Origin of the sequence: Mesorhizobium sp. L-2-11 (assembly GCF_016756595.1) — a bacterium.
In the GTDB taxonomy this organism is placed as follows: Bacteria; Pseudomonadota; Alphaproteobacteria; order Rhizobiales; family Rhizobiaceae; genus Mesorhizobium.
The window spans coordinates 626,657-650,706 of the sequence record NZ_AP023257.1; the positions used below are offsets into that span (position 1 = coordinate 626,657).

19 protein-coding genes and 1 pseudogene are annotated in these 24,050 nt (G+C 64.0%); 4 read left to right on the top strand and 16 right to left on the bottom strand.

The features are described 5' to 3' along the window. Positions 1 to 66: 66 nt before the first annotated feature. The 12 genes and pseudogenes from JG739_RS02940 to JG739_RS02995 form a co-directional block, all read right to left on the bottom strand. Entirely contained in the window at positions 67 to 420 is a 354-nt protein-coding gene (locus JG739_RS02940; protein WP_202365166.1) for a cupin domain-containing protein, read from the bottom strand. A gap of 25 nt (positions 421 to 445) precedes the next feature. Continuing rightward, on the bottom strand, positions 446 to 1,831 hold the full coding sequence (locus JG739_RS02945; RefSeq protein ID WP_202365167.1) for an NAD(P)/FAD-dependent oxidoreductase: 1,386 nt from the start codon (positions 1,829 to 1,831) through the stop codon (positions 446 to 448). A 20-nt stretch (positions 1,832 to 1,851) separates the two neighbouring features. After that, entirely contained in the window at positions 1,852 to 2,961 is a 1,110-nt protein-coding gene (locus JG739_RS02950) for an ABC transporter ATP-binding protein (protein ID WP_202365168.1), read from the bottom strand. 1 nt (position 2,962) lies between these two features. Next, positions 2,963 to 3,748, bottom strand: coding sequence for an ABC transporter permease (locus JG739_RS02955; RefSeq protein ID WP_202365169.1), 786 nt, complete (start codon positions 3,746 to 3,748; stop codon positions 2,963 to 2,965). Beyond that, positions 3,748 to 4,638, bottom strand: a complete 891-nt coding sequence (locus JG739_RS02960; protein WP_244749674.1) for an ABC transporter permease — start codon at positions 4,636 to 4,638, stop codon at positions 3,748 to 3,750. Before JG739_RS02960 ends, JG739_RS02955 begins: the two co-directional genes overlap by 1 nt. Positions 4,639 to 4,648: 10 nt before the next feature. After that, positions 4,649 to 5,634 (bottom strand): annotated as a pseudogene (locus JG739_RS02965) (extracellular solute-binding protein). A 29-nt stretch (positions 5,635 to 5,663) separates the two neighbouring features. Next, entirely contained in the window at positions 5,664 to 6,332 is a 669-nt protein-coding gene (locus JG739_RS02970; RefSeq protein WP_202365170.1) for a helix-turn-helix domain-containing protein, read from the bottom strand. A 105-nt stretch (positions 6,333 to 6,437) separates the two neighbouring features. Next, positions 6,438 to 7,508 carry a D-alanine:D-lactate ligase-like protein gene (locus JG739_RS02975; protein ID WP_202365171.1) on the bottom strand — a complete coding sequence of 357 codons (1,071 nt, stop codon included), beginning with the start codon at positions 7,506 to 7,508 and terminating at the stop codon, positions 6,438 to 6,440. 175 nt (positions 7,509 to 7,683) lie between these two features. Then, the gene (locus JG739_RS02980; protein WP_202365172.1) at positions 7,684 to 8,565 is read right to left on the bottom strand and encodes an SMP-30/gluconolactonase/LRE family protein; all 882 of its coding nucleotides are present in this window, start codon (positions 8,563 to 8,565) and stop codon (positions 7,684 to 7,686) included. Further along, positions 8,562 to 9,203: a 2-dehydro-3-deoxy-6-phosphogalactonate aldolase gene (locus JG739_RS02985; RefSeq protein ID WP_202365173.1), complete on the bottom strand. Its 642-nt coding sequence runs from the start codon at positions 9,201 to 9,203 to the stop codon at positions 8,562 to 8,564. Before JG739_RS02985 ends, JG739_RS02980 begins: the two co-directional genes overlap by 4 nt. Positions 9,204 to 9,225: 22 nt before the next feature. Next, entirely contained in the window at positions 9,226 to 10,170 is a 945-nt protein-coding gene (locus JG739_RS02990) for a 2-dehydro-3-deoxygalactonokinase (RefSeq protein WP_244749675.1), read from the bottom strand. Further along, complete coding sequence (locus JG739_RS02995) at positions 10,167 to 10,934, bottom strand: SDR family NAD(P)-dependent oxidoreductase (protein ID WP_202365175.1); 768 nt, start codon at positions 10,932 to 10,934, stop codon at positions 10,167 to 10,169. Before JG739_RS02995 ends, JG739_RS02990 begins: the two co-directional genes overlap by 4 nt. Before the next feature lie 371 nt (positions 10,935 to 11,305). Here JG739_RS02995 and gshB point away from each other — a divergent pair, with 371 nt between their 5' ends. Continuing rightward, complete coding sequence (gene gshB, locus JG739_RS03000; RefSeq protein ID WP_202365176.1) at positions 11,306 to 12,247, top strand: glutathione synthase; 942 nt, start codon at positions 11,306 to 11,308, stop codon at positions 12,245 to 12,247. A 178-nt stretch (positions 12,248 to 12,425) separates the two neighbouring features. Beyond that, on the top strand, positions 12,426 to 13,958 hold the full coding sequence (locus JG739_RS03005; RefSeq protein ID WP_202365177.1) for a YifB family Mg chelatase-like AAA ATPase: 1,533 nt from the start codon (positions 12,426 to 12,428) through the stop codon (positions 13,956 to 13,958). A gap of 169 nt (positions 13,959 to 14,127) precedes the next feature. Here the strand turns inward: JG739_RS03005 and JG739_RS03010 are convergent, their stop codons facing one another. The 3 genes from JG739_RS03010 to JG739_RS03020 form a co-directional block, all read right to left on the bottom strand. Further along, positions 14,128 to 14,670: a hypothetical protein gene (locus tag JG739_RS03010; RefSeq protein ID WP_202365178.1), complete on the bottom strand. Its 543-nt coding sequence runs from the start codon at positions 14,668 to 14,670 to the stop codon at positions 14,128 to 14,130. A gap of 316 nt (positions 14,671 to 14,986) precedes the next feature. Then, positions 14,987 to 17,161 (bottom strand): malate synthase G, encoded by a 2,175-nt coding sequence (locus JG739_RS03015; protein ID WP_202365179.1) that lies wholly within the window; start codon positions 17,159 to 17,161, stop codon positions 14,987 to 14,989. 267 nt (positions 17,162 to 17,428) lie between these two features. Next, positions 17,429 to 19,450, bottom strand: a complete 2,022-nt coding sequence (locus tag JG739_RS03020; protein WP_202365180.1) for a hydantoinase/oxoprolinase family protein — start codon at positions 19,448 to 19,450, stop codon at positions 17,429 to 17,431. A 341-nt stretch (positions 19,451 to 19,791) separates the two neighbouring features. Here JG739_RS03020 and JG739_RS03025 point away from each other — a divergent pair, with 341 nt between their 5' ends. Continuing rightward, positions 19,792 to 20,955 (top strand): IS4 family transposase, encoded by a 1,164-nt coding sequence (locus JG739_RS03025; RefSeq protein ID WP_202362951.1) that lies wholly within the window; start codon positions 19,792 to 19,794, stop codon positions 20,953 to 20,955. Between the two features lie 49 nt (positions 20,956 to 21,004). Here the strand turns inward: JG739_RS03025 and lepA are convergent, their stop codons facing one another. Then, on the bottom strand, positions 21,005 to 22,810 hold the full coding sequence (lepA, locus tag JG739_RS03030) for a translation elongation factor 4 (RefSeq protein WP_202365181.1): 1,806 nt from the start codon (positions 22,808 to 22,810) through the stop codon (positions 21,005 to 21,007). A gap of 201 nt (positions 22,811 to 23,011) precedes the next feature. On the opposite strand from lepA, the gene JG739_RS03035 reads away from it, so the two are divergent. Continuing rightward, positions 23,012 to 24,016, top strand: a complete 1,005-nt coding sequence (locus JG739_RS03035; protein ID WP_342216432.1) for a TadE/TadG family type IV pilus assembly protein — start codon at positions 23,012 to 23,014, stop codon at positions 24,014 to 24,016. Positions 24,017 to 24,050 lie beyond the last annotated feature (34 nt).

Below are 24,050 nucleotides of genomic sequence, written 5' to 3' on the forward strand. Positions count from 1 at the left end.
CAGCGGCAACCGCCGTGGCGTGCGTGGCCTTATCGCAAACGTCGCTAACTTGCCCCGCTGCGTCGGTCAGACCGCATGCAGGATATAAAGCTTGCGCGTTTTCTCGTGGATGGTCCATTCGCCCTCCCAGCCAAGCGGCAGGACGAGCAATTCGCCGGGTCCGACATCTTTGGCTGCGCCACCAGGACCGTGCAGCGTCACGCGGCCGGACACGATGTGACAAATCTCGGAATTCCTGTCGCGGCGCGCGGTGAACCGGCCTCGCGAACATTCCCAGACACCAACTTCGATCTTGCCATCCTGCGAAGTCCAAAGCGTGTTGGCTGCTTCCAGCTGATCGCCCTCCAGCGAGGTGGGTTTCGGCTGGGGCTCACCGAGGTCGATATGCGCCAGGTGGGCGAAGGTCTTGAAGTCGATCATTGCTAAATCCTCGAAGTGATGCGGGTCAGTGTCCGGTGATGCGATCGGCCAGGGCGGCGAGCCGCGACGTGCGCGGCAGCCCCTTTGCTTCCCGCTCGTCGGCAATTCGATAGAGCTGATACATCGAATGGACGCCAAGCCAGCGCAGCGGCTCTGGCTCCCACTTGCGCACGGTTCGATTGACCCAGGGAAGCCGCGTCAGCTCGGTGTCGTTGCCCAGCAGCAGATCGCGCAGCGTGCGCCCCGAGAGATTCGAGGTGGAAACGCCGAGGCCGACATAACCGCCTGCCCAGCCTATTCCGGTCTGCCTGTCAAAGCCCACCGTCGTGCACCAGTCGCGCGGCACGCCCAGCGTTCCACACCACGCGTGGTCGAGCATGAGCCCCTTGCTCTGCGGCAGAAGCGTCGTCAGGATTTTATGCAGCTTGTCGATCGTCGCCTGCTGGGTGACGCCTCGAACATCGGTCTTCGAGCCGAACCGATAGGGCACCCCGCGTCCGCCCATGGCGATGCGTCCTTCCCGGGTGCGCTGGGCGTAGCAGTAGGTGTGCGCGGCGTCGCCAAGCACCTCGTAACCATCCCAGCCGATTTCGCCCCATAACTTGTCGGACAACGGCTCGGTGACCACGATGGCGCTGTTGAGCGCCAACCAAAGTCTCTCGTGGCCGGCAATTCCCGCGGTAAAACCCTCGGTCGCCCGTACGATCTTTTCGGCCCGCACCACGCCCCGGCTGGTTGCGACCTTGCCCTTCTCGATCGACAGCACGGTGGTCTGTTCGTAGATCGGGACGCCGAGCCGCTCCACTGCCCTGGCGAGCCCCTGCACCAGCTTTGCGGGCTGAACCCGTGCTACTTTCCTGATGACGAAGGCGCCGCGCGCGTTGTGTACCGCTATGCGCTGGCGCATCTCCGTAGCGTCGATATACCCCACCCGTTCGTCGGTCAGTTCCCAGGATCTGGCATGGGCATACATCGCCTTGGCGCGCTGCTCCTGCGCCTCGTTGGTTGCGACCAGCAGTTCGTCGGTACGGCGAATGTCGGCGTCGATGCCTTCGGTTTCCGCAACCGATATGACCTCGTTCACCGTGCCCGTCATTGCCGCCTGCATGGCAATGACTCCAGCGCGCGAAGTTGCCTTCTCATATTTCTCGCGTGACCATGAGAACCCGCCGGACAGCCAGCCGCCATTGCGCCCCGAAGCACCGAAGCCGGCGAACTCCTTCTCGACGATGACAATGTTGAGGTGAGGGGCTGCCTGCTTCAGGTAATAGGCGGTCCAAAGGCCGGTGTAGCCGGCCCCGACGATGCAGACGTCGGCCACGATATCGCCCTGCAGCGGCGGCCGATAGCCGGGCACGCCGCCGATGTCGGCATACCAGAATGAAACGTCGCCGTTCTTCTTCACGTCCATTGTCGCGATTTTCCCAGGATTCAGGTCAGCGTGAAATCGGCATTCTCGTCGTCGGCCAGCAGCTTCACATCGCTGCCCGCGAATACGAGGTCGACCTCGTCGCCGATGGCGAAGGTCTCGGCGTCCAGCGTCGAGCGCACGATCGCCTTCGAGGTGTCGGCCAGCACGACCTCGTATTTGGAGCCAGATCCGAGGTAGATGGCCTCGCCGATGCGCCCGGGCAGGGTGTTTCGATCTTGTCCGCCCTTTCCCCGCCTGGCGAGGCTCAGCTTTTCCGGCCGCAGCAGCATCACCGGCTTGGCGCCGTTGGTAAGGCGTTTGGCGGCCGCCACTTTCCGTCCGGCTACGTCGATGGCGGTTTCGTTGCCGGAGGTGGAGGCTGTGCCACGCAGTATCGTCGAGTCGCCGACGAACTTTCCGACGAACAACGTCTCGGGCTCGTCGTAGAGTTGGCGACCGCTGCCGATCTGCTCGATGCGTCCCTGGTTGAACACGGCAATGCGGTCCGAGAGGACCAGCGCCTCCTCCTGATCGTGCGTGACGTAGACGAAGGTGGTGCCCAATTCCCTGTGGATCCGTTTGATCTCGAGCTGCAGCCATTCACGCAGCTTCTTGTCGAGTGCGCCGAGCGGCTCGTCCATCAGGAGCAGCGGCGGGTCGAATACGATGGCACGCGCCAGCGCGACGCGCTGCTGCTGCCCGCCGGAGAGCTCGCTGGGGAAGCGGTGGCCAAAATCGGCCATCTTCACCATCTCCAGCGCCTTGCGCACCCGGGCTGCGCGATCGGGATTGGCGATGCCGCGCAAGGTCAGTGGATAGGCGGCGTTCCTGCTGACCGTCATGTGCGGGAACAGCGCGTAGTGCTGGAAGACCACGCCGATATTGCGTTTGTGCGCGGGTACGCCGATGACGCTCTTGCCGCCGACATCAAGCGAACCCGAGCTGACCTCGGTGAAGCCGGCGATGACGTTGAGCGTCGTCGTCTTGCCCGAACCGCTGGGTCCGAGCAGCGTCATGAACTCCCCCGGCTCGATGCGCAGCGAGACCTTGTCGAGGGCGATGAAGCCACCATAGTGCTTGCTGACGGATTTGAGATCTATGGCTGCGCCGCGGGTCGATGGTGAGGCCATGTCAACGTTTTCCCTGTCTCGAACCGATCAGCAGCCCCGCCCCGATCACCAGCGACGTCACGATGAAGAGCAGCGTGCCCACTGCCGCAACGGTGGGGTCGGCGTCCCGGGTGATGCTCGAGAATATCTGGACCGGCAGTGTCTTCAGATACGGGCTGGTGATGAACAGCGCGACGATGATCTCGTCGAATGAGGTTACGAAGGCAAACAGCAGCCCCGACAGGATGCCCGGCGCGATCAGCGGCAAGGTCACCGTCCTGAACGCCGTCAGCCGGGTCGCGCCGAGGCTGGCCGCAGCCGTCTCCAGCCGTTTGTCGAAGACTTCCAGGCTGGCGGAGACCGCGATGATGACGAAAGGAACCGCGAGCATCGTGTGGGCCAGCACGAAGCCGGTCATGGTGCCGACCAACCGCGTATCGAGATAGACCGCGTAGATTCCGACGGCGAGCACCACCCCCGGCACGACCATTGGCGTGATCAGCAGCGCGCGCAGCACGCCGCTGACCCGGCTTTTCATGCGATCGAGGCCGAATGCCGCCAGCGTGCCGATGACGGTGGCGAACACCGCCGTGACGACGGCAACCTTGAGCGAGCCGACCAGGCTCGCCGACCATTCGGGGTTGGTGAAAAAGTTCTGGTACCACTGCCAGGAAAAGCCGGATGGCGGAAAGGCCAGCGACTTCTTGTCGTTGAACGACATCGGCACGACGACGATTGTCGGTGCGACCAGCCAGACCGCGACCAGCAGGCAGTACAGACCGAGCAGGATTCGACCGGGCTGTTTCATCAGCGTCTCGAGCCCGTCTTGTGCGGTTGGCGCGACAGCGGTGCTGCAAGCGCGAGCAGGACGAAGGTCGCGATCAACAGCACCACGCCCATAGTGCCGCCGCGACCCCAATTGAGCAGGCTGAGCACCTGGTTCTGGATCAATGTCGAGAGCATGGTCGAACGCGGACCGCCGAGCAGCGCGGGGGTGATGTAGAATCCGAGCGCAAGAATGAAGACGATGATGGCGCCCGCGTAGACGCCCGGGAGCGAGAGCGGCAGATAAACCTGGGCAAAGGCGCGCGCCGGGCTCGCGCCGAGGCTCCGTGCCGCCTGCATGAGCCGCAGGTCGATCGTCTTCATCACCGAATAGAGCGGCAGGATCATGAACGGCAACAGCACCTGCGCCATGCCGATCACCACGCCTGTCTGCGTGCGGATCAGCTTGACCGGGCTCAGGCCGACTGCCCTGATGACGGAGTTGATCACGCCGGAGTCCTGCAGCAGAATGACCCATGCCAGAGTGCGCACGACGCCGCTCACCCAGAACGGCACCAGCACGCACAGGATGAGGATGAGCCGCATCTTGGGTCCGACCGCGGTCATCACATAGGCATAGGGATAGCCGGCGATGAGAGATACCAGCGTCACCCAGGCGGAGATCGCGAAGGTCCGCTGCAGCACGGCCAGATTGACCGGTGTGCCGAAGAACCAGGCATAGTTCTGCCATCCCCATTGCGGCTCGGAAAAGCTGCGCAAGGTGACAATGGCGAGCGGCAGGCCCAGGCAGATGACGAGCAGCAGCAGCGCCGGCGCGACGAGCCAGAAAGCCTGTCCACGAAACCAGCGCCGCCGGCCGTCTGCCGCGACAGCCGGAACAGTGTCCCGGCTGTCGATTGCTCTCGTTGCCACGGCGGCGGACCTAATTGCCGGCCATCAAAGCGTTCCACTTTTCGTTCGCCACCTCGAAGTTCTCCACCCAGAACTTGATGTTCTGCTGATAGCCAAGCTTCAGCTTTTTGCAAGCGTCTCCTGCGCGCTCTTGCCGAGATAGGCGTTGATCAGCGCATGCGCCGCGTCGGGGTCCTTGACGCCCATCGGAATGGTCATCTGGTCCATGACCACCAGCCAGTCCTGCCACGCCGGTGTGTACTTCGCGCCGTTCTTGACCGCGGTCATGGCACGTCCGGTCCACATCGCGATCATGTCGGCTTCGCCGGATTCGGCGAGCTGCTGGGAATCGGCGCCGGTCTTCCAGAAGATCGTGTCCGGGCCGAGTGACTTCACCTTCTCGATTGCTTTGTCGATATCGGCCACCGTCATGTTTTCGACCGACCCGCCGGCGGCGAGCAGCGCCTGCTCGATCATTCCACCGGACAGATCGCCGCTGCCCTCCAGGGCGCGCGAGCCCGGGAATTTCTCGATGTCGAAGAAATCCTTCCAGCTCTTGGGCGGGTTATCCTTGTACTTTTCGGTGTTGTACATCAGCACCACGCCATAGTTCATGGCCGGCACGCTGCATTCGCTGGTCTGGCCCTCCGGAATGTTGGACGTATCGATCTTTGAGAAGTCCAGCTTCTGGAACAGCTTGCCGCAATAGACGTAGGGCGGGAAATCGCCGGTATCGACAACGTCCCAGGTGACATTGCCGGACTCGACCTGCGCCTGCAGTTTCGAGATTTCGGTTGGCCCGTCGCTGAGCAGCGTCACGCCTGATTTGTCGACGAACTCTTTCAGCGCGGCGATCTGACCATCCTGATAAATGCCTCCATACGAGACGAAGGTGAGCGTCTTGCCCTTGAGCGAGCCCTCGGCCACCTCGCCCGCCACCGGCTTGCTCTGCGCAAGCGCTGCTGTGGTGATCATCAGCAGCCCGAGCGCGGCCACCTGTCCGATCCTGGTCTTCATGTCTTATCTCCCATTTAGGTGCACCCGCATTAGTTCGGTCCGCCCGGCTGCGAGCCTTGTCCGGGCGTGTATCGATTGAGTTCCGCCGCACCACTGGTCGGGGGCGCGATGATCCACAGCACCTGCGCCGGCGTATTGCCGATATTCTCTGTACGATGCGGCGTCGAGGTGGCGTATTCGATGCTGTCGCCTTCGTTCATGACGAAGCGCTCGTCTGCCAGCGTCAGCTCGACTGTGCCCTTCAGTACGACGAACATCTCGTGCTTGCCGCCATGCGTGTAAGCGTCATCGCCGGTCGAGCCGCCGACGTCGAACTCCCCCGAATAAACCTCGAATTCATGGATCGGCCGCCGCGACAGCAACGTCTTTCGGCAACCGTGGCTGATCGGCAACAGGGGGCGGTCGGCTCTGGTAAGCACCTTGTGGAACCCACCTTCGGTCTGCTCGAACAGGTCGTTGATGCCGAGATCCAAGGCCGCCGCGATCCGCATCAGGGTACTGGCGCTGGCGCCGCTCAGATTGCGCTCGAGCTGGCTGATGAAGCTTGCCGTCGTGCCGACCATATCGGCCAGCTGGCGAAGCGAAATGCGTCGGGCCGTGCGAATGGCCTTGATCCGGCCACCGACATGCTTGGCCTTGCCGGCTTCCGTGGCCGCCAGCGCGGCTAGCTCCGGGGATGTCGCAGGGTCGACTTTCACCGAGTGCCTCCTCACTTAACACCCTATTAAGTGAGATGTCGGAACGCAAGCCATTTTTCGAGGCATGGTTCTGGCCGCCGGCGCGGCTGCGTATGCTGGCGCTGCTCATCTCGTTGGCGAGGCGAAAAAACGGTTCGCGGCGGTCGCAGCCATCGCATCGGCGAGGCCCATCTCCCATTGTGTGCGGCAATAGGCGCGGAAATCGAAACAGGGGAGGCCCGGGCAGACCTCGAACTCGATGAGATGGATGCTATTGTCGGCTTCGACCCGGAAATCGACGGAAAACACATCGCGCAAGCCGAGCCCGGCGATCAGGCTTTGCGCGATCCGTCGGATCCTTGCATCGGCTCGCGGCTGGCTGGCGGCAACCGGCAGCAGCACCGGCTCGGCATATGTTCCCGCCGCCCTGGCAGCCTCGCCGGTGTCGCCGTAGAGCGCCAGGCTGTCCTCCATAGTCTGGAAATCACCGCCCGAATCAACAAAGACGATGCCGAGCGCTTCGACACCAGTGTCCGGCTTCAAACCGAGAAAACTGGCGCGCGCATTGCGCCCGGTGACGTAGGGCTGCACGACGACATCGTCGCGATAGGCAGCGAAGACGCGCCGGCTAAGCTCAAGCGCGTGGCCGAGATCTCTGCTGTGCGAATCCGGCCAGATGCCGATCTTGGCGCCGAGCCGGTTCGGCTTGACGAACCAGCCGGCTGGCGAAGCCGGTGGCTCGACCAGCCAGCTGCCGTCGCGTGCCAAACCGGATTGCGGCACCGGCAGGCCGAGTGCGCCGAGCACGGCGCCGGAGCGAAACTTGTCCTGGCAGAGCGCAAACAGGGCATCATCGGCGCCGAGCAGCTTCAGGCCGTTCAGCCTTGCCAGCGCCGGCGCCGCACCGCCGCGGAAATAGGCGATGCCGTCGGTCAGCGTCCACACCAGCGTCGTCTTCGGATCCTCACCGGCAAGCACATTTGCGGCATCGTCGAGCGCCACCGGCGCGAAGGACAGGCCGCGCGTCTGGCAGGCTGCGGCAAGCGCGTCGAATTCAGGGGCGATGTCGGTCGATTGCGCCAGATAGGAGACGATTTCGGCAGCGCGCCCCGGCACGTGGCCATCGGCAACCAGCCGCTCGAAGCAGGCATTTTCCGGCTCGTAGACAAGGATCAGCTTCGGCCTTCGGCTTGACATGACATGCACGATTCCTGGAGATGAACGGGTCCTGGCAGCGCGATTGCCTACCATCGCACGGCGAATGTATCAGGCTTTCGCGGAATCGACGTCAGACGGGCGCCTGCGCGACAGTGCTGGCGCGATCTTCCTGTTTGAACGTGATCTTTTCGAACCGGAGGTTCGGAATAATGGTTTAGGCGATCAGCACGCGCGGCTCGAAGCGGCCGTTGACCGGAATGTCGAGCAGAAACGTCATGCCGGCTTGCGGATCCAGCAGGCGCTGTTTCTCATCCTTGCCCGACCAGGCGGAGGTGACCGCCAGCCGGTCGGCATTCCTGCCGACAAAGGCCGGGCAGGACGGCTGCGTCACCGGCATCGCGACCGAACGGATGAGCTTGCCGTCAGGTCCGTAGGCTTCAACGACGCTGCCGCCCCAGCAGGCGTTCCACAGGACACCGTCGCGATCGAGCACCGAACCGTCGATATAGCCCTTGGCCTTGCGGTGATCGACGAAGATTTTTGGCTCGCCAGCCGGCAGGCCGGTCGCCGGATCGCAGCCGACGCGCATCAACAGGCCGGTGCTGGTATCGGTGTAATGGGCAACGGTTCCATCTTCGGAAAAACAGATCGAGTTCGACACCGTTATGTCTGAATAGAGCCGGCGCAATTCACCCCTGAAGAACCAGTAGATCGAGCCAGCTGCCTTTGCCTCGCCCTTGCCCATCGTGCCGACCCAAAAGGCGCCGCAGGGGTGGACGCGCGAATCGTTCGAGCGAGTCGTCGGATTGTCGGCTTCGATGGCCGTATGCAGCGTCATCTTGCCGGTCGCCACGTCGCGGACATGCAGACCGGTTTCGGTGGCGATCATCTGTCTTTTGTCGTCGACGATGGCGATCGCGCTGGCCATCTGGCCAAGCTCGTGGATCTTGACGGCACCGCCGGACAGGGGCTTTTCCAGAAGCTGGCCGTTGACGATGTCGAACCAGTAGAGCGTATCGGTGGCGGGGTCATAGCTCGGGCCTTCGCCGAGTTGACAGACATGGTCGGAAAAAACCGAAACGATGGCTTCGCTCATGGCGCGGCTCCAAACGCTGCGTCCCAGGCTACTGTGGCAGCGCGGGCCCGCGTTGCCACCTCGTCGACGCTCATACCGGGCTTGAACAGGCTGGAGCCGAGGCCGAAGACGCTGACGCCGGCCGCCTTGTAGCCGGCAAAGTCCTTCTCCGACACGCCGCCGACCGCGCCGACCAGCGTCTCAGCCGGCAAAACGGCGCGCATCGCCGCGATCCCGGCCGCACCGAGCACGCTGGCCGGGAAGAATTTCAGCGCCGAGGCGCCGAGCCGGATGGCTTGGAAAGCTTCGGTCGGCGTGAGCACGCCGGGCATCGTCACCATGGCGTAGTGCATCGCCCGGCCTATGACCTCCGCATCGATGTGGGGGCTGACCAGCAGCCGCCCGCCAGCCTTGTTCAGTCCGTCGACATCGGCTGCGGTCAACACAGTCCCGGCGCCGACCAATGCCGTCGCCGGCAGCGCCTCAACAATCCTCGCGATGGAGACAAACGGGTCCGGCGAATTGAGCGGCACTTCGATCGCTTCGATGCCGGCCTCGAAGATCGCCCGGCCGACGGCCACCGCCTCGTCCGGCTTGAGGCCGCGCAGGATCGCGACAAGCCCGCGCCCGAGCTTCGGAAACGATACGGTCTCGGTCATGCGGCAACTCCGCTGTTGTCGATCATGTCTGGGCAATCATGCCATTTTTGCGTGCCGCCTCGACCAGGCCGGCACGCACCGCCTCGTCGGCATCGACGGCTCTCAACGCAAGTCCGGCAAGACCGAGCGCCTCAGTGTAGAGCGCGCCGAGCCCGCCGGAAGCGACCAGCACGACCGACCCGCCTTTCCCATAGCGGCGGCTGGCCGAGGCGATCTCGCCGCCGATCAGCAGGCCGGACAGGCAAGCAGCGGCATCGTCGGGTTTCAGGTCCTGCAAAAGGCCCGCAGCGCGGATCGAGAACAGCCTCGATGTGACATCGCCGCCCTCGGCCAGCGCGATCTCGCACCAGCGCTGGAAAAACGGATTGCCTGGTGCAACCGGCTTGGGCTGCTCGCCCAGCGAATGGCGCAGGATCGAATGCGCCGCCAGCACCGAAAACAGCTCGCCGGTCGGCCAGGTGCCAAAACCGGCAACCGCGCCGTCCTCGACCAGCACCCATTTCGAGTGGGTGCCGGGCATGCAGACGAGATGGCGACCTTTTGCCGGCAAACCGGCGCCGGCAAGCTGCGTTTCCTCGCCGCGCATGACGTCCGGCGCGTCGGCCTGGCGCTGGGCAAGGCCAGGCACGATACGGATGTCGCGGCGCTGGCCGGGGACGCGCGCAGCACCGGCAAAGATGGCACCAATCGGCGCCGGCACAGCGACATAGGGCGCCTCCAGCCAGCCCTGGCGCGAGCCGGCCATGCCGCAGATGATGACGGGCATCGCTTCCGGCGCGCCCATCGCCGCCAGATGTCCTTCGAGGATGGTCGAAAACCCGGCCGCCTGCGCGGTGATCAGCCCGTCGTCGCCGCGACGCTCGGCAAGGACGTTTCCGGCCTCATTGACCAGCCAGACCCTGAGACGGGTGGTGCCCCAGTCGACGGCGGCGACGGCCGGCGCCTTGCTCGGCGATCCTGGGCTCACAGGAAGCCCCCGTCGACGATCAGCATCTGCGCGGTCAGCATGCGCGAAGCGTCCGACGCCAGGAACAGCACCGTGCCGACGACGTCTTCCGGCTGCATCACCTGCTTGATGCATTGCTTGGCCACGTGGGCGGCGAGCGCCTGTTCGGTGACCCAGAGCTGCTTCTGCCGCTCGGTGATCACCCAGCCGGGTGCGATCGCATTGACGCGAATGCCGTCGGCGCCGAGCTTGCCGGCAAGCCCCTTGGTCAGGCCGACAATCCCCGCCTTGGCGGCGGTATAGGCCGGCATGTCGGGGTGATTGATCAGGAACGACGTCGACGTGAAGTTGATGATCGAGCCGCCGCCGGCGCGCTTCATGCCCGGCGCCACCGCCTGTGCGGAGAAGAAATGCGGACGCAGGTTGACCGCCTGGTTGTTGTCCCAGAACTCCACGGTGACATCTTCCACCGCGTGGCGATCATCAAGTGCTGCATTGTTGACCAGCACGGTGACGTCGCCATGCGCTTCGGCAGCCTTGGCTACCGAAGCCCGCAGCGCCTCGATGTCGCGTATGTCTGTCTTGAGATAGAGAGGCCGGCGACCGAGATCCGTCTCGATGCGGTCGGCCAGCGCCAGGCTCGGGCCGTCGGCGATGTCGATGAAGGCGACCTTTGCTCCCTGGCGGGCAAAACCATCCGTCAGCGCAGCGCCGATCCCGGAGCCGCCGCCGGTGATCAGCACCGAAGCACCTTCAAGGTCGGCAAAGCGCGCCGATGGCATCATTTTTTTTCTCCCTGCGCATGACCCCGAAAATCGGTTTCGATTTTCGGAGAGGATCATGCGCAAAATCAAAGTGCTACAGCGTCCTTTGCGCGTCCAAAAGGACGCGCGGCGCTGTAGGCTCAGTCGGCGCGCATCCTAGCCAGCCCGGTCGGGGGAGCAAGTGCGAAAAACCGAATCCCGAGGCTTATGTCAGACAAAAAGACGATCACGCCCCCGCTATGCCGCGGGCCGGCTATGTCCGGCAGGGAAATGGGATCCGATCGCCTTGCGCGCAAGGCGCCGCAGGAGGCAATCCTCAAAATGTCGCGATTGGCAGATGACGGGCGAAGCTGTACAGGCAAGCAGCCCATCCGATCCGCCGGAGATCCGCCATGCCTCTGAAAATCGCCGTCCAGATGGACCACATCTCCACCGTCTCGATTGCCGGCGACACGTCGTTTGCGCTGTCGCTGGAAGCGCAGCGACGCGGCCACCAGCTGTTCCATTATACGCCCGACCGGCTGTCGCTGCGCGACGGCAAGGTGTTTGCCGGCGTCGAGGAAATGCAGGTCCGCGACGAGAAGGGCAATCACTATTCGCTCGGCGAGAAAGTGCGCACCGACCTGTCGGAGATGGACGTCGTCCTGCTCAGGCAGGATCCACCGTTCGACATGAACTATATCACCACGACGCACATACTCGAGCGCATCCATCCCGGGACGCTGGTGGTCAACGACCCGGCCTGGGTGCGCAACAGCCCGGAAAAGATCTTCGTCACCGAATTTCCCGACCTGATGCCGGAAACGCTGATCACCAAGGACAGCCAGGAGGTTGCCGCCTTCCGCAAGGAGTTCGGCGACATCATCGTCAAGCCGCTCTACGGCAATGGCGGCGCCGGCATCTTCCACCTGCATGAGGCCGATCGCAACCTCGCCTCGCTGCTCGAAATGTTCAGCCAGATGTTCCGCGAGCCCTACATCGTGCAGCGCTATCTGAAGGAGGTGCGCGCCGGCGACAAGCGCATCATCCTGATCGACGGCGAGCCTGTCGGCGCCATCAACCGGGTGCCGGCCGAGCATGATTCGCGCTCCAATATGCATGTCGGCGGCCGCGCCGAAAAAACCGAACTGACGGAGCGCGAACGTGAGATCTGCGCCCGCATCGGCCCATCGCTGAAAGAGCGCGGCTTCATCCTCGTCGGCATCGACGTGATCGGCGACTACATGACCGAGATCAACGTGACGTCACCGACCGGCGTGCGCGAGGTAAAACGCTTCGGCGGCGCCGACATTGCCAGCCTGTTCTGGGATGCGGTCGAGGACAAGCGCAAGTAGCGCCGATGCTGGCGGAACGGCGGTTTTCCGATCCGTAGCCGATAACGCCATCAAAGCACACGTTCGATTGTTCCCGTAATGTTCTTGCCTTTGCTCATAATCTGTGGTTGTCTCAGATGACGCCGTTCGCGGCATGATCGCATGGGCTTCGGGCGAGCCCATGTCCGGGGGCAGAAAAATGGTTGCGCGGGTCCGCACGGTCGCTTTCCAGGGCATCGAGGCCGTGCCGGTCGACGTGCAGGTGATGATCGCGCCCGGCAAGGTCAACATGCACATCGTCGGCCTCGGCGACAAGGCGGTCGCCGAAAGCCGGGAGCGGGTGCAGGCGGCGCTGCACGCATCGGGCCTGTCGATGCCGTCGAAGAAGGTTACCGTCAATCTGGCGCCCGCCGACCTCCCAAAGGAAGGCAGCCATTACGATTTGCCGATCGCGCTTGGCCTGATGGCGGCGCTTGGCGCCATTCCAGGCGACATGCTGGCCGGCTATGTCGTGCTTGGCGAGCTGTCGCTCGACGGCACCATTGCCGCGGTGGCCGGCGCGCTGCCGGCGGCGATCGGCGCCAATGCCGAAGGCAAGGGCCTGATCTGCCCTTTCGCCTGCGGGCCGGAAGCGGCCTGGGCCGGCAAGGATTTCGACATTCTGGCGCCGCGCAGCCTGATCGCCATCGCCAATCATTTTCGCGGCACGCAGGTGCTGTCGCGGCCGGAGGCCGGTATCCATGTCTCGGCGCGCGACCTGCCGGATCTTGCCGACATCAAGGGCCAAGAGACCGCAAAGCGGGCACTCGAAGTGGCGGCGGCAGGCGGCCATAACATGCTGATGATCGGTCCGCCGGGATCGGGAAAATCGATGCTGGCGCAGCGGCTGCCGTCGATCCTGCCGCCGCTGGCGCCGAGGGAATTGCTCGAAGTCTCGATGATCGCCTCGGTGGCCGGCGAGCTTGGCGAAGGCAAGCTGACCGACCGCCGGCCGTTCCGCGCGCCGCACCATTCGGCCTCGATGGCGGCGCTGGTCGGCGGCGGCCTGCGCGTGCGGCCGGGCGAGGCGTCGCTTGCTCATCACGGCGTGCTGTTCCTCGACGAATTTCCCGAATTCTCGCCGCAGGCGCTCGACGCGCTGCGCCAGCCGCTGGAGACCGGCGACTGCATGATCGCCCGCGCCAATCATCGCGTCACCTATCCGGCGCGCATCCAGCTGGTCGCGGCGATGAACCCGTGCCGCTGCGGCATGGCCGGCGAGCCGGGCTATCGCTGCCTGCGCGGCGACCGCTGCCGCACCGACTACCAGGCGCGCATATCCGGCCCGCTGCTCGACCGCATCGATCTCCGGATCGAGGTGCCGGCGGTCTCGGCCAGCGATCTGATCCGGCCGGACCGGGCGGAGAAAAGTGCCGATGTGGCGCTGCGCGTGGCCCGCGCCCGAACGATCCAGCGCGAGCGTTTCGAGCGGCTCGGCGCGACCTCCGCCACCACCAACGCGCACTGCTCACCCTCGGTCATCGAGGAGATCGCGATGCCGGATGCATCAGGCCTGTCGCTGCTCAGGGATGCCAGCGAAAAGCTCGGCTTTTCGGCGCGGGCCTATCACCGGGTGCTGAAGGTGGCGCGGACGCTGGCCGATCTCGAGGCCAGCGAGACGGTCGGCCGCATCCATCTGGCCGAGGCGATTTCGTACCGCATGAGTTCGGAGCGGATGGCGCAGGCGGCGTGACCTTCCCCTCCCCCTTGAGGGGAGGGTGGCCGCGAAGCGGCCGGGAGGGGTCGCCGAGGAGACGCTCGGCCTGCCCCTCACCTGCGGGCCGGAAGCGGTCCAGCCCGCAGGAACTCGACAGTCTGATGCTACGCGGCCCGATCGTTGTGGCCAGTCATCTCGGCGGCAGCTACTTAACCGGGATCATGAGATGTGCGTAGGGAGTGCCCGCCCACATCACATATGGCCTGGACGTGTCAGGTTTGGGGTCAGTCGGATAGCCCTGCATCATGTCCGTTGCGTTGACGATCATCACGTGCGGTCCGGTCTCCACCCAATTGTTGCCTTCCTCAGGCTTCGTCGCATAAGGATCGGTGTTGCTGCCGTCGGTGCCACCGGCCAGCATATACATGAAGCCGACCTTGCCCTTGGGCGGTTCCTTTTTTCCCATCCACGCCATCGCCCATTCCATCGAGTTGGCATCGCCACACATTGGATCCGGACCGGGCGTGGCCGGGTTGTCCGGCATGCACCAGAAGCCGTTCGTGCCCTCGCGCAATGTGCGCATTGCACCCTTCTCATCCATAGCGTGGATCGCAGCGCCGCTTGATACAGCGGGGGGTGCGGCGGATTCAGCGCTCTTGATCAGCGCAGCGTCATCGGCGGCTGCGCCTTGCATCGCAAACAAACTGCCCGCCGCCAAAAGGGCAGCGACCGTCAGAAGCCGTTTCATGGCCGTTCTCCGGTTTTTGATTTGATCTTATGCATGATGTCGGACGCACGGCCTCCCAGAGCCGTTTGTCGGTGGTAAAATTGTAGCAGATCGCATGCACCTGAACAATGATGTTTTAGCGGTGACTAATATCCATCGGGTGATTCATGCTACAATTCTGCTCCATCAATCCCGCGCATTTCTCTGCGTTGAACATCCGGCATGCCAGATGCTCCGGGACGGGCTGCAACGCGCCATCGGCCTGAGCACGGATAGGCGCAACATCTTACTACCCTGGAAACGCGGAGTGAGACCAGCACCTTGCAACGCGGGCTTGCTATCCAGCCCGTTCCTTCGCCTTCAGTTCGAGCCGCCGCGCGTGCAGCACCGGCTCGGTGTAGCCGTTGGGCTGGACCCGGCCCTTGAAGACCAGGTCGCAGGCGGCGAGGAAGGCGATCGACTTGTCGAAGTCGGGAGACATCGGCCGGTAGAGCGGATCGCCTTCGTTCTGGCGGTCGACGACGCCGGCCATGCGCTTCATCGTCTCCATCACCTGGTCTGAGGTGCACACGCCGTGATGCAGCCAGTTGGCGATGTGCTGCGAGGAGATGCGCAGCGTGGCGCGGTCCTCCATCAGGCCAACGTCATTGATGTCAGGCACTTTCGAGCAGCCGACGCCCTGGTCGATCCAACGGACGACATAGCCCAGAATGCCTTGCGCGTTGTTGTCGAGCTCGTTCTGGACCTCCTCCGGCGACCAGTTCGGCCGCACCGCTACCGGCACCGACAAGATGTCGTCGAGCTTTGCCTTGGGGCGGCTCTTCAGCGCCGCCTGCACGGCGTGGACGTCGACCTTGTGGTAATGGGTGGCGTGCAGCGTCGCCGCTGTCGGCGACGGCACCCAGGCGGTGTTGGCGCCGGCCCTGGGATGGGCGATCTTTTCCGCCAGCATCGCCGCCATCAGATCGGGCATCGCCCACATGCCCTTGCCGATCTGGGCGTGGCCGGCCAGCCCGCATTCCAGCCCGGTGTCGACATTCCAGGCCTCGTAGGCGGCAATCCAGGCGGCCTGCTTCATGTCACCCTTGCGGATCATCGGGCCGGCTTCCATCGAGGTGTGGATCTCGTCGCCGGTGCGGTCGAGGAAACCGGTGTTGATGAAGACGACGCGATCTTTGGCGGCGCGGATAGCCTCCTTGAGGTTGACCGTGGTGCGCCGCTCCTCGTCCATGATGCCGATCTTGATGGTGTTTTTCGCCATGCCGAGCAGCGCCTCGACCCGGTCGAATATATCGACGGCGAAAGCGACTTCTTCCGGCCCGTGCATCTTGGGCTTTACGACATACATCGAGCCCGTGCGGGAATTGGCGCGCCGACCATTCGGGCCGACATCGTGCAGCGCGATCAGCGCCGTCATCGCCGCATCCATGATTCCTTCCGGCACCTCGTTGCCGTCGCGGTCCGTTATCGCCGGGTTGGTCATGAGGTGGCCGACGTTGCGGATCAGCATCAGCGAGCGGCCGGGCAGGGACAGCACGCCCCCATCAGGCGCGGTGTACAACCGGTCGGGATTGAGTTTTCGCGTAAACGTGCTGCCGGCCTTGGTGATCTCCTCGGCAAGATCGCCCTTCATCAGGCCGAGCCAGTTGCGGTAGACCAAAACCTTGTCCTGCGCATCGACCGCCGCGACCGAATCCTCGCAGTCCTGAATTGTGGTCAGCGCCGATTCCAGCACGACGTCGGCAATGCCGGCCGGATCGGTCTTGCCGATCTGGTTGCTGCGGTCGATCACAATCTCGATATGCAGGCCATTCCTGGTGAGCAGGACGGCTTCGGGATTATCGGCGTCGCCGCGATAGCCGGCAAACTGTTTGGGATCGGCGAGCGTGCTGGCGCCGGCGCCCTCGCCCAGCCGCAGCATGCCGTTGGCAACTGAAAGCCCGTTCACCCCAGCCCATTTGCCCGTCGTCAGCGGGACCGACTCGTCGAGAAAACCTTTCGCCCAGGCAATGACCTTGGCGCCGCGCACGGGATTGAACCTCCCGCCCTTCTCGTTGCCGTCGGTCTCTGGAATGGCGTCGGTGCCGTAGAGCGCATCATAGAGCGAGCCCCAGCGCGCATTGGCGGCATTCAGCGCGTAACGCGCGTTCATCACCGGCACCACCAATTGCGGCCCGGCAACCACCGAAATCTCGGGGTCGACATTCTCCGTCGCGACGGAGAAGGCCGGCCCTTCCGGCACGAGATAGCCGATTTCCCTCAGGAAATCCTTGTAGGCTTCCATGTCGCTGGGCGCGCCATTTTGGCGATACCAGTGGTCGATCTGGCCTTGCAGCGCGTCGCGCTTTGCGAGCAGAGCCCGGTTCTTCGGCGAAAGATCGTGAACAATGGTCGAGAAGCCGGTCCAGAAGGCGTCGGCGGCAATGCCAGTGCCACGCAGCGCCTCGTTCACGACGAAATCATAAAGCTCGCGGGCAATCCGCAATCCGGCGATTTCGACGCGATCGGTCATCGGGGCTTCTCCAGACGAAAGGCTTTGGCCGGGCGTTTGACATGTCAGGGTGGCAGGGTCAATTCAGCTTAGGGTGAAGGTAGGTATTTTCGATGCCGGCGAACCTGTCGATCTCCCCCCTCGAGGGGGAGATGGCCGGCAGGCCAGAGGGGGTCGGTTCGACCGGGCTCGGCCTCCTGCGGCAGATCAAGGTTGGCGCTTCATGCGCGGCGACCCCCTCTGTCGCCTTCGGCGACATCTCCCCCTCGAGGGGGGAGATTAACCGCCCTACACCGCGATCCTTGGCCTGCCCGACGCCACTGCCACCACATGCGCCTCGATGAACATACGCTGGCCCTCGACGGTCGAGACGCGGAATTCGCTGGCGACCTCGATCTCGGCGCTGTCGGTGCCGGCGTCCCTGGCCCGCCCGGCGGCAATGGCGCGCACGTCGGTTTCCGCCGCCGCGATCGCTGCCGCCTCGTCTAGAAAATCCCGCACGGTTTCGCCCGAGGCGACTCGAAACAGCCCCTCCTTGGGCTGGCTGACCCGCGCCTCCGCCGAAACCCTGACCTGGCCGACGACGGCGCCGAGCGCATTGGCAACGTCCGTATCCTCGGGGACCACGCAGCCGTTGCCGACCAGCGGTGGGAGCCCGGCATAATGCAGCGGCGCCGAGGCGCCGAGGCCGATGACCGGGCGGTCGAGCGCGACGCTCAACCGGGCGATGCCGGGATGGGAATCGACAGCGCGCTGGACCAGCGCGTGCGCGACGGTCGCCGCGCCATCCAGCCCGTCCTCGGCAAAGGCGGTTTCGAGGATGACTTCCGCCGACAGCCGGGTCAGCGCGGTCAGCACCCGTTCCGAGATCGCCTCCGGCGAAGCAGCGATCGCCTGCCCGCGGCCGTCGCGCTTGCGGGCGAACAGTTCGGCGCCCAAACGGGCCGTGGCGGCATCCCAGTTGGCCTGCTTGCCCAGCACATGGGCGGCGTCCGACGGCGTGAAGCCGGCAACATGCACCAGCCCGCGCGACACCAGCCGATTCAAAGTGGCGTTCTGGGCGTTCGAGGTCAAAAGCCGGTCGACGGCGAGCGGGGTCGAGCCGATCAGCTCATAAAGCTTGGCCTCGGCGCCGGTGAGGCCGGCCGCCAGCCGCTCCGGCACGCCGGTCCTGACCGCCAGGCGACCATCCATGCGGGCGGGATTGGCCGCCCGCAGCTGGCGTTCGAGCTCTAATGTGAGCGCTTCGCCATGCATCATGCCGGCCAGCGCAAGCGGCACCAGGCGGCGCGGCCCGAGCAGGATTCTTGGGTTGAGCGCGCCGTCCTCCAGCGTCACTTCGGAATCGCCGCCGAGCCCAAAGGTGCGCATGGCCACCGCCTCGACCATGGTGCGGAAGCCGCCGACGGTGGCGCCTTCCGGATCGAGCCTGGGACGGCCCTGGTCGAGCACGGCAACGTCGGTGGTGGTGCCGCCGATGTCGGAGACGACTGCATCGTCGAGGCCGGTCATGTGGCGAGCGCCGACAAGGCTGGCGGCCGGGCCTGAAAGAATCGTCTCGATCGGCCGCTGGCGGGCGAAGGCGGCCGAAACCAGCGCGCCGTCGCCGCGCACCACCATCAGTGGGGCGGAGATGCCGCGCGCGGCAAGAAATCCTTCGGTCGCCGCCACCAGCCGGTCGATCATCGAGATCAGCCTGGCGTTGAGCAGCGTCGTCAGCGCCCGGCGCGGGCCGCCGAGCTTGGCCGACAGCTCGTGGCTGGCGGTGACCGGCAGGCCGGTCTTTTCGCGGATGAGGTCGCGAGCGGCGAGCTCATGCGCCGGGTTGCGGGTGGCGAAATAGGCGCAGACGGCAAAGCCGGACACCGAGGCGCCGAGTTCCGGCAGCGCGGCCTCCAGCCCGGACAGGTCGAGTTTTGCCGCATTGCCGTGGACGTCGTGGCCGCCTGAGCAGAATACGACGGGGTCGGTGCCAAGTGCGGCCTTCAGCCCGTCGCGGGCAAGGTCGCCCTCGGCAAAGCCGATCATCACCAGCGCCACGCGGCCGCCCTGTCCCTCGACCAGCGCGTTGGTGGCAAGCGTCGTCGACATCGACACCAGTTTTATCGCTGCCGGATCGGTGGCGGATTTTTCCAGCACAGCATCGACCGCGCCCGAAATGCCGACCGCCAGATCATGGCGGGTGGTCAGCGCCTTGGCCTTGGCCAGCACTTTTCCACGAGGGCCGCCGGCTTCCGACCACAGCACGGCATCGGTATAGGTGCCGCCGGTGTCGATGCCGAGAAACAGAGGGGAGGATTTGGCGGTCATTGGCGGATCCGGGATTTTGCTCCCCGCCCTTAGCCGATACCGGCCGGCCGATAAAGGAGCGAGCGCTGGGCCAAGGGCGCATGATCTCCCCCTTGAGGGGGAGATGTCGCCGAAGGCGACAGAGGGGGTCGGTACGTCCTGACACGGCTCCCTATTGTGGACAGACGAGGATGGCGCCCCACGCGAGACAACCCCCTCTGGCCTCCCGGCCATCTCCCCCTCGAGGGCAGGGCTGTCCGGGGAAAGTTTTGAGTGAATCGAAATGCCACATGTGCATGCCCCGTAAAACGGGGTTTGTCCGTCTTTTCTCTGGTTGTCGAGACTCAGAAAAGGAACGGGGCATGCGCTTTGCACCTAGCATCTTCGGGCAGCTTCTTGAACCCATCGATCGGCGTCAATTCCAAGCAATTGTGGATCGCCACGACGGGGATGCGTACGACAAATCGTTCAGAAGCTGGGATCATCTGGTGGCGCTGATCTATGCCCAGTTCTGCGGCAGCAGCAGCTTGCGTGGCCTGGAAGCCGGCTGGAACGCCAACAGCCAGCATCATTATCACCTGGGCAGCGGTCCGTTGATGCGTTCGACCTTGTCGGATGCCAACAGACGGCGTCCGGTCGCCATCTTTGCCGAGGCGTTCGGTCTGGTGGCGAACCTGCTCGACAGGCAAATGCGGCGCGAGGGCGAAGCGATGCTGCGGCTGATCGACTCGACCCCCATTCCGCTCGGCAAACTGTGCGATTGGGCCAAGTCGAACGGGCGCATCCGCGGCATGAAGGTGCATGTCGTCTATGACCCGAAGACCGACTGTCCGCGCATCCTCGACATCACCGACGCCAACGTCAACGACGCCCAGGTCGGTCGCCAGATCACGATCGAAGCTGGAGCGACCTACGTGTTCGACAAGGGCTACTGCCATTATGGCTGGTGGACGGCGATCGCCGAAGCCGGATCGATCTTCGTGACGCGGCCCAAATCCAACATGAGGCTGGCGCTGCTGCGTGATCGCCCTATAGCCGAGCCGCAGGGCGACGGCTTCCTGGTTGTGGAAGACAGTGAGGTAAGCTTGGTCAGCAAGGCTGCTTGCAAGCTGCCGATGCGGCTGCGTCGCCTGCGCGTTCAGCGCGAAACGGGCGACACCATCACGCTTTTGACCAACGATCTGGAGCGCTCTGCCGTCGAGATTGGACGGCTTTACAAAGGCCGCTGGCACATCGAGCTTCTGTTCCGATGGATCAAGCAGCACCTCAAGATCCGCAAGTTCCTCGGCAACAACGGCAATGCAATCCGCCTGCAACTCTTTGCCGCAATGATCGCCTTTGCGCTGCTGCGCATTGTCGCGCGCACCCGCCGCGTCACTATTCCTATCTTGAGGTTCACAGAACTGGTCGCTCAATACTTGTTCGGGCGGCGGAAACTGCACACCATCGATAAGCCGCCACCGGTCAATCCAAGCCGACCAAGGGACCGAGCCTCTCCCAATCAGATGGCCTTCATTTATGAATAACTTTCCCCGGACAGCCCTGCCTCGAGGGGGGAGATTCCAGCGTCACCCCTCAATCGCCCATCTTCAAGGCCTGGATAAACGCCTCCTGTGGGATGTCCACCTTGCCGAACTGGCGCATCCGCTTCTTGCCCTCTTTCTGCTTGTCGAGCAGCTTGCGCTTGCGCGAGACGTCGCCGCCGTAGCATTTGGCGGTGACGTCCTTGCGCAGCGCCGAGATGGTTTCGCGGGCGATGACCTTGCCGCCGATCGCCGCCTGGATCGGGATCTTGAACAGATGGTGCGGGATCAGCTCCTTCAGCTTCTCGCACATCAGCCGGCCACGCTTTTCCGCCGCCGTGCGGTGGACCAGCATCGACAGCGCGTCGACCGGCTCCTCATTGACCAGGATCGACATTTTAACCAGGTCGCCCTCGCGATAGTCGGTCAAATGATAGTCGAAGGAGGCGTAGCCCTTGGAGATAGACTTCAGCCGGTCGTAAAAGTCGAAGACGACCTCGTTGAGCGGCAGGTCGTAGGTCAGCATGGCGCGCTTGCCGACATAGGACAGATCGGCCTGGATGCCGCGCCGGTCCTGGCAGAGTTTTAGGATGCCGCCGAGATATTCGTCCGGGGTGAGGATGGTGGCGCGGATCCACGGCTCTTCGATGGCCGATATCTTGACCACGTCGGGCATGTCGGCCGGGTTGTGCAATTCCTTGGTCGTGCCGTCGTTCAACAGCAGCCGGTAGACGACCGACGGCGCTGTGGCGATGAGGTCGAGATTGAACTCGCGCTCCAGCCGCTCCTGGATGATTTCCAGATGCAGCAAGCCGAGGAACCCGCAGCGATAGCCGAAACCGAGCGCGGCGCTGGTTTCCATTTCAAAGGAGAAAGAAGCGTCGTTGAGGCGCAGCTTGCCGACGGCGGCGCGCAGATCCTCGAAATCGGCGGCGTCGACCGGGAAAAGGCCGCAGAACACCACCGGCTGCGCCGGCTTGAAGCCGGGCAGGGCTTTTGCTGTCTGGCGCCTGTCCTCGGTGATGGTGTCGCCGACGCGGGTGTCGGCGACTTCCTTGATCGAGCCGGTGAAGAAACCGAACTCGCCGGGGCCGAGTTCGTCGACATTGATGCGGGCCGGGGTGAAGACGCCGGTGCGCTCGACCAGGTATTTGGCGCCGGTGCCCATCATGCGAATGGTCTGGCCCTTCTTCAGCACGCCGTCGATGACGCGGACCAGCACGATGACGCCGAGATAAGCGTCGTACCAGCTGTCGACCAGCATCGCCTTCAACGGAGCAGCAATGTCGCCCTCGCGCGGCGGCGGCAAATCGTTGACGATCGCCTCCAGCACATCGGGAATGCCGAGCCCTGTTTTGGCCGAGATCAGCACGGCGTTGGAGGCGTCGATGCCGATCACCTCCTCAACCTGCTCGCGGATGCGCTCGGGCTCGGCGGCCGGCAGGTCGACCTTGTTCAGCACCACGACGATTTCGTGATTGTTGTCGATGGCCTGGTAGACATTGGCCAGCGTCTGCGCCTCGACGCCTTGCGAGGCATCGACGACCAGCAGCGAGCCTTCGCAGGCGGCCAGCGACCGCGACACTTCGTAGGCGAAGTCGACATGGCCGGGCGTGTCGATTAGGTTGAGGATATAGTCCTCACCATTGTTGGCGCGGTACTTCAGCCGCACGGTCTGCGCCTTGATGGTGATGCCGCGCTCACGCTCGATATCCATCGAGTCCAGCACCTGCTCCTTCATGTCGCGCAGCTCCAGCCCGCCGGTCAGCTGGATCAGCCGGTCGGCAAGCGTGGATTTGCCATGGTCGATATGGGCGACGATGGAGAAATTGCGGATGTTCTTGATCGGCGTGGTCATGTCGGCGCTTTAGCAGGGGCAGCTTGCCCGGGCAAGCGGCCGGGCGCCGCATGAGCCGCCGGCGGCGCACGTCGTTAAACTTTGCTCCATCAGAGTAGGGCATAGTTCGCGTCCTGCGTGGTAGGCCACGACCTGTTACCGTTTGGGGAACGCGAAATGCCACTGTCCGGAAGCCACTTTCTCAGTTCCGAGAGCGGCTCCTTGGCGCCGATACTCGCCATCATACTTATCCCGATGTGTGCCGCTCTGGGCCTTTCGGTCGACTATAACGCGGCCATTGCGACCAAGGGCTCGATGCAGAATGCGCTCGATGCCGCGACCCTGGCGATCACGACGCTGCCGACCAGCACGTCATTGGCGGACCGTCAGGTAAAACTGCAGGAGTCGTTTGCGGCCAATAGCGGGCAAGGCACCGCCAAGCTCGACGGCTTCGTCGTCGCCGCCGACGGCACCGCCAGCATCAATGCTTCGGCCAGCTTTGCCATGCCGACGAACTTCATGCAGATTGCCCGCATCGACACGGTGCAGATCGGCGTCGCGTCGGCCGTGCGCAAGAGGCCGGCGCTGGTGCAGACCACGTTCAACGTCCAAAAGGTGTCGGGCCACTGGGGCAAGGTAATGACGCTCTACGGGACGAAGTTCGGTGCGACGGTGGCTAACCCGTTGATGAAGATCACCTATGTCTACAACAATTTTGGTGATCCGAAAGGCTACGGCACGTCGACAGTGTATACGGTCAATGGGGCGACGGAGACGAAGGTCCAGGAACAAAAATGCACGACCAAGACGGTGCAGAATTTCAATAACCTGCCAACCGGGGCGATCACACAGGTTAGCGGCAACAAGAAATACCTGACCACCTGCACCAACACCATGTACCCCGCGAACGGCGCCGGCGCGGTGATTGATGTCAGCCTGATGGACAGCCTTTACCTGCAGATGGATGTGCCGTCGGCTCAGCCACCCAAGCTCAAGTCGAATGACCCGAGCACATCGAACCGGTTGTACATCGACGGCGTCGAGGTCGCGAACGGCGAAAAGGTGGACATCTTCACCGCGGTGCCGTGCGGCCAATCCAGCCAGCAGGCCTGGGAGGACGGCGGAAATCCCGTGCCGGCTCCGGTATCCAACGCCGACTTCTTCTACACCGTGACCGGCAAGTGCGACTTCAATCAACGGCCTTCGCAAACGGTGCTTACGCAATAGCGCTGGACGGGAAACGGCGTTAACGCTCGACCTT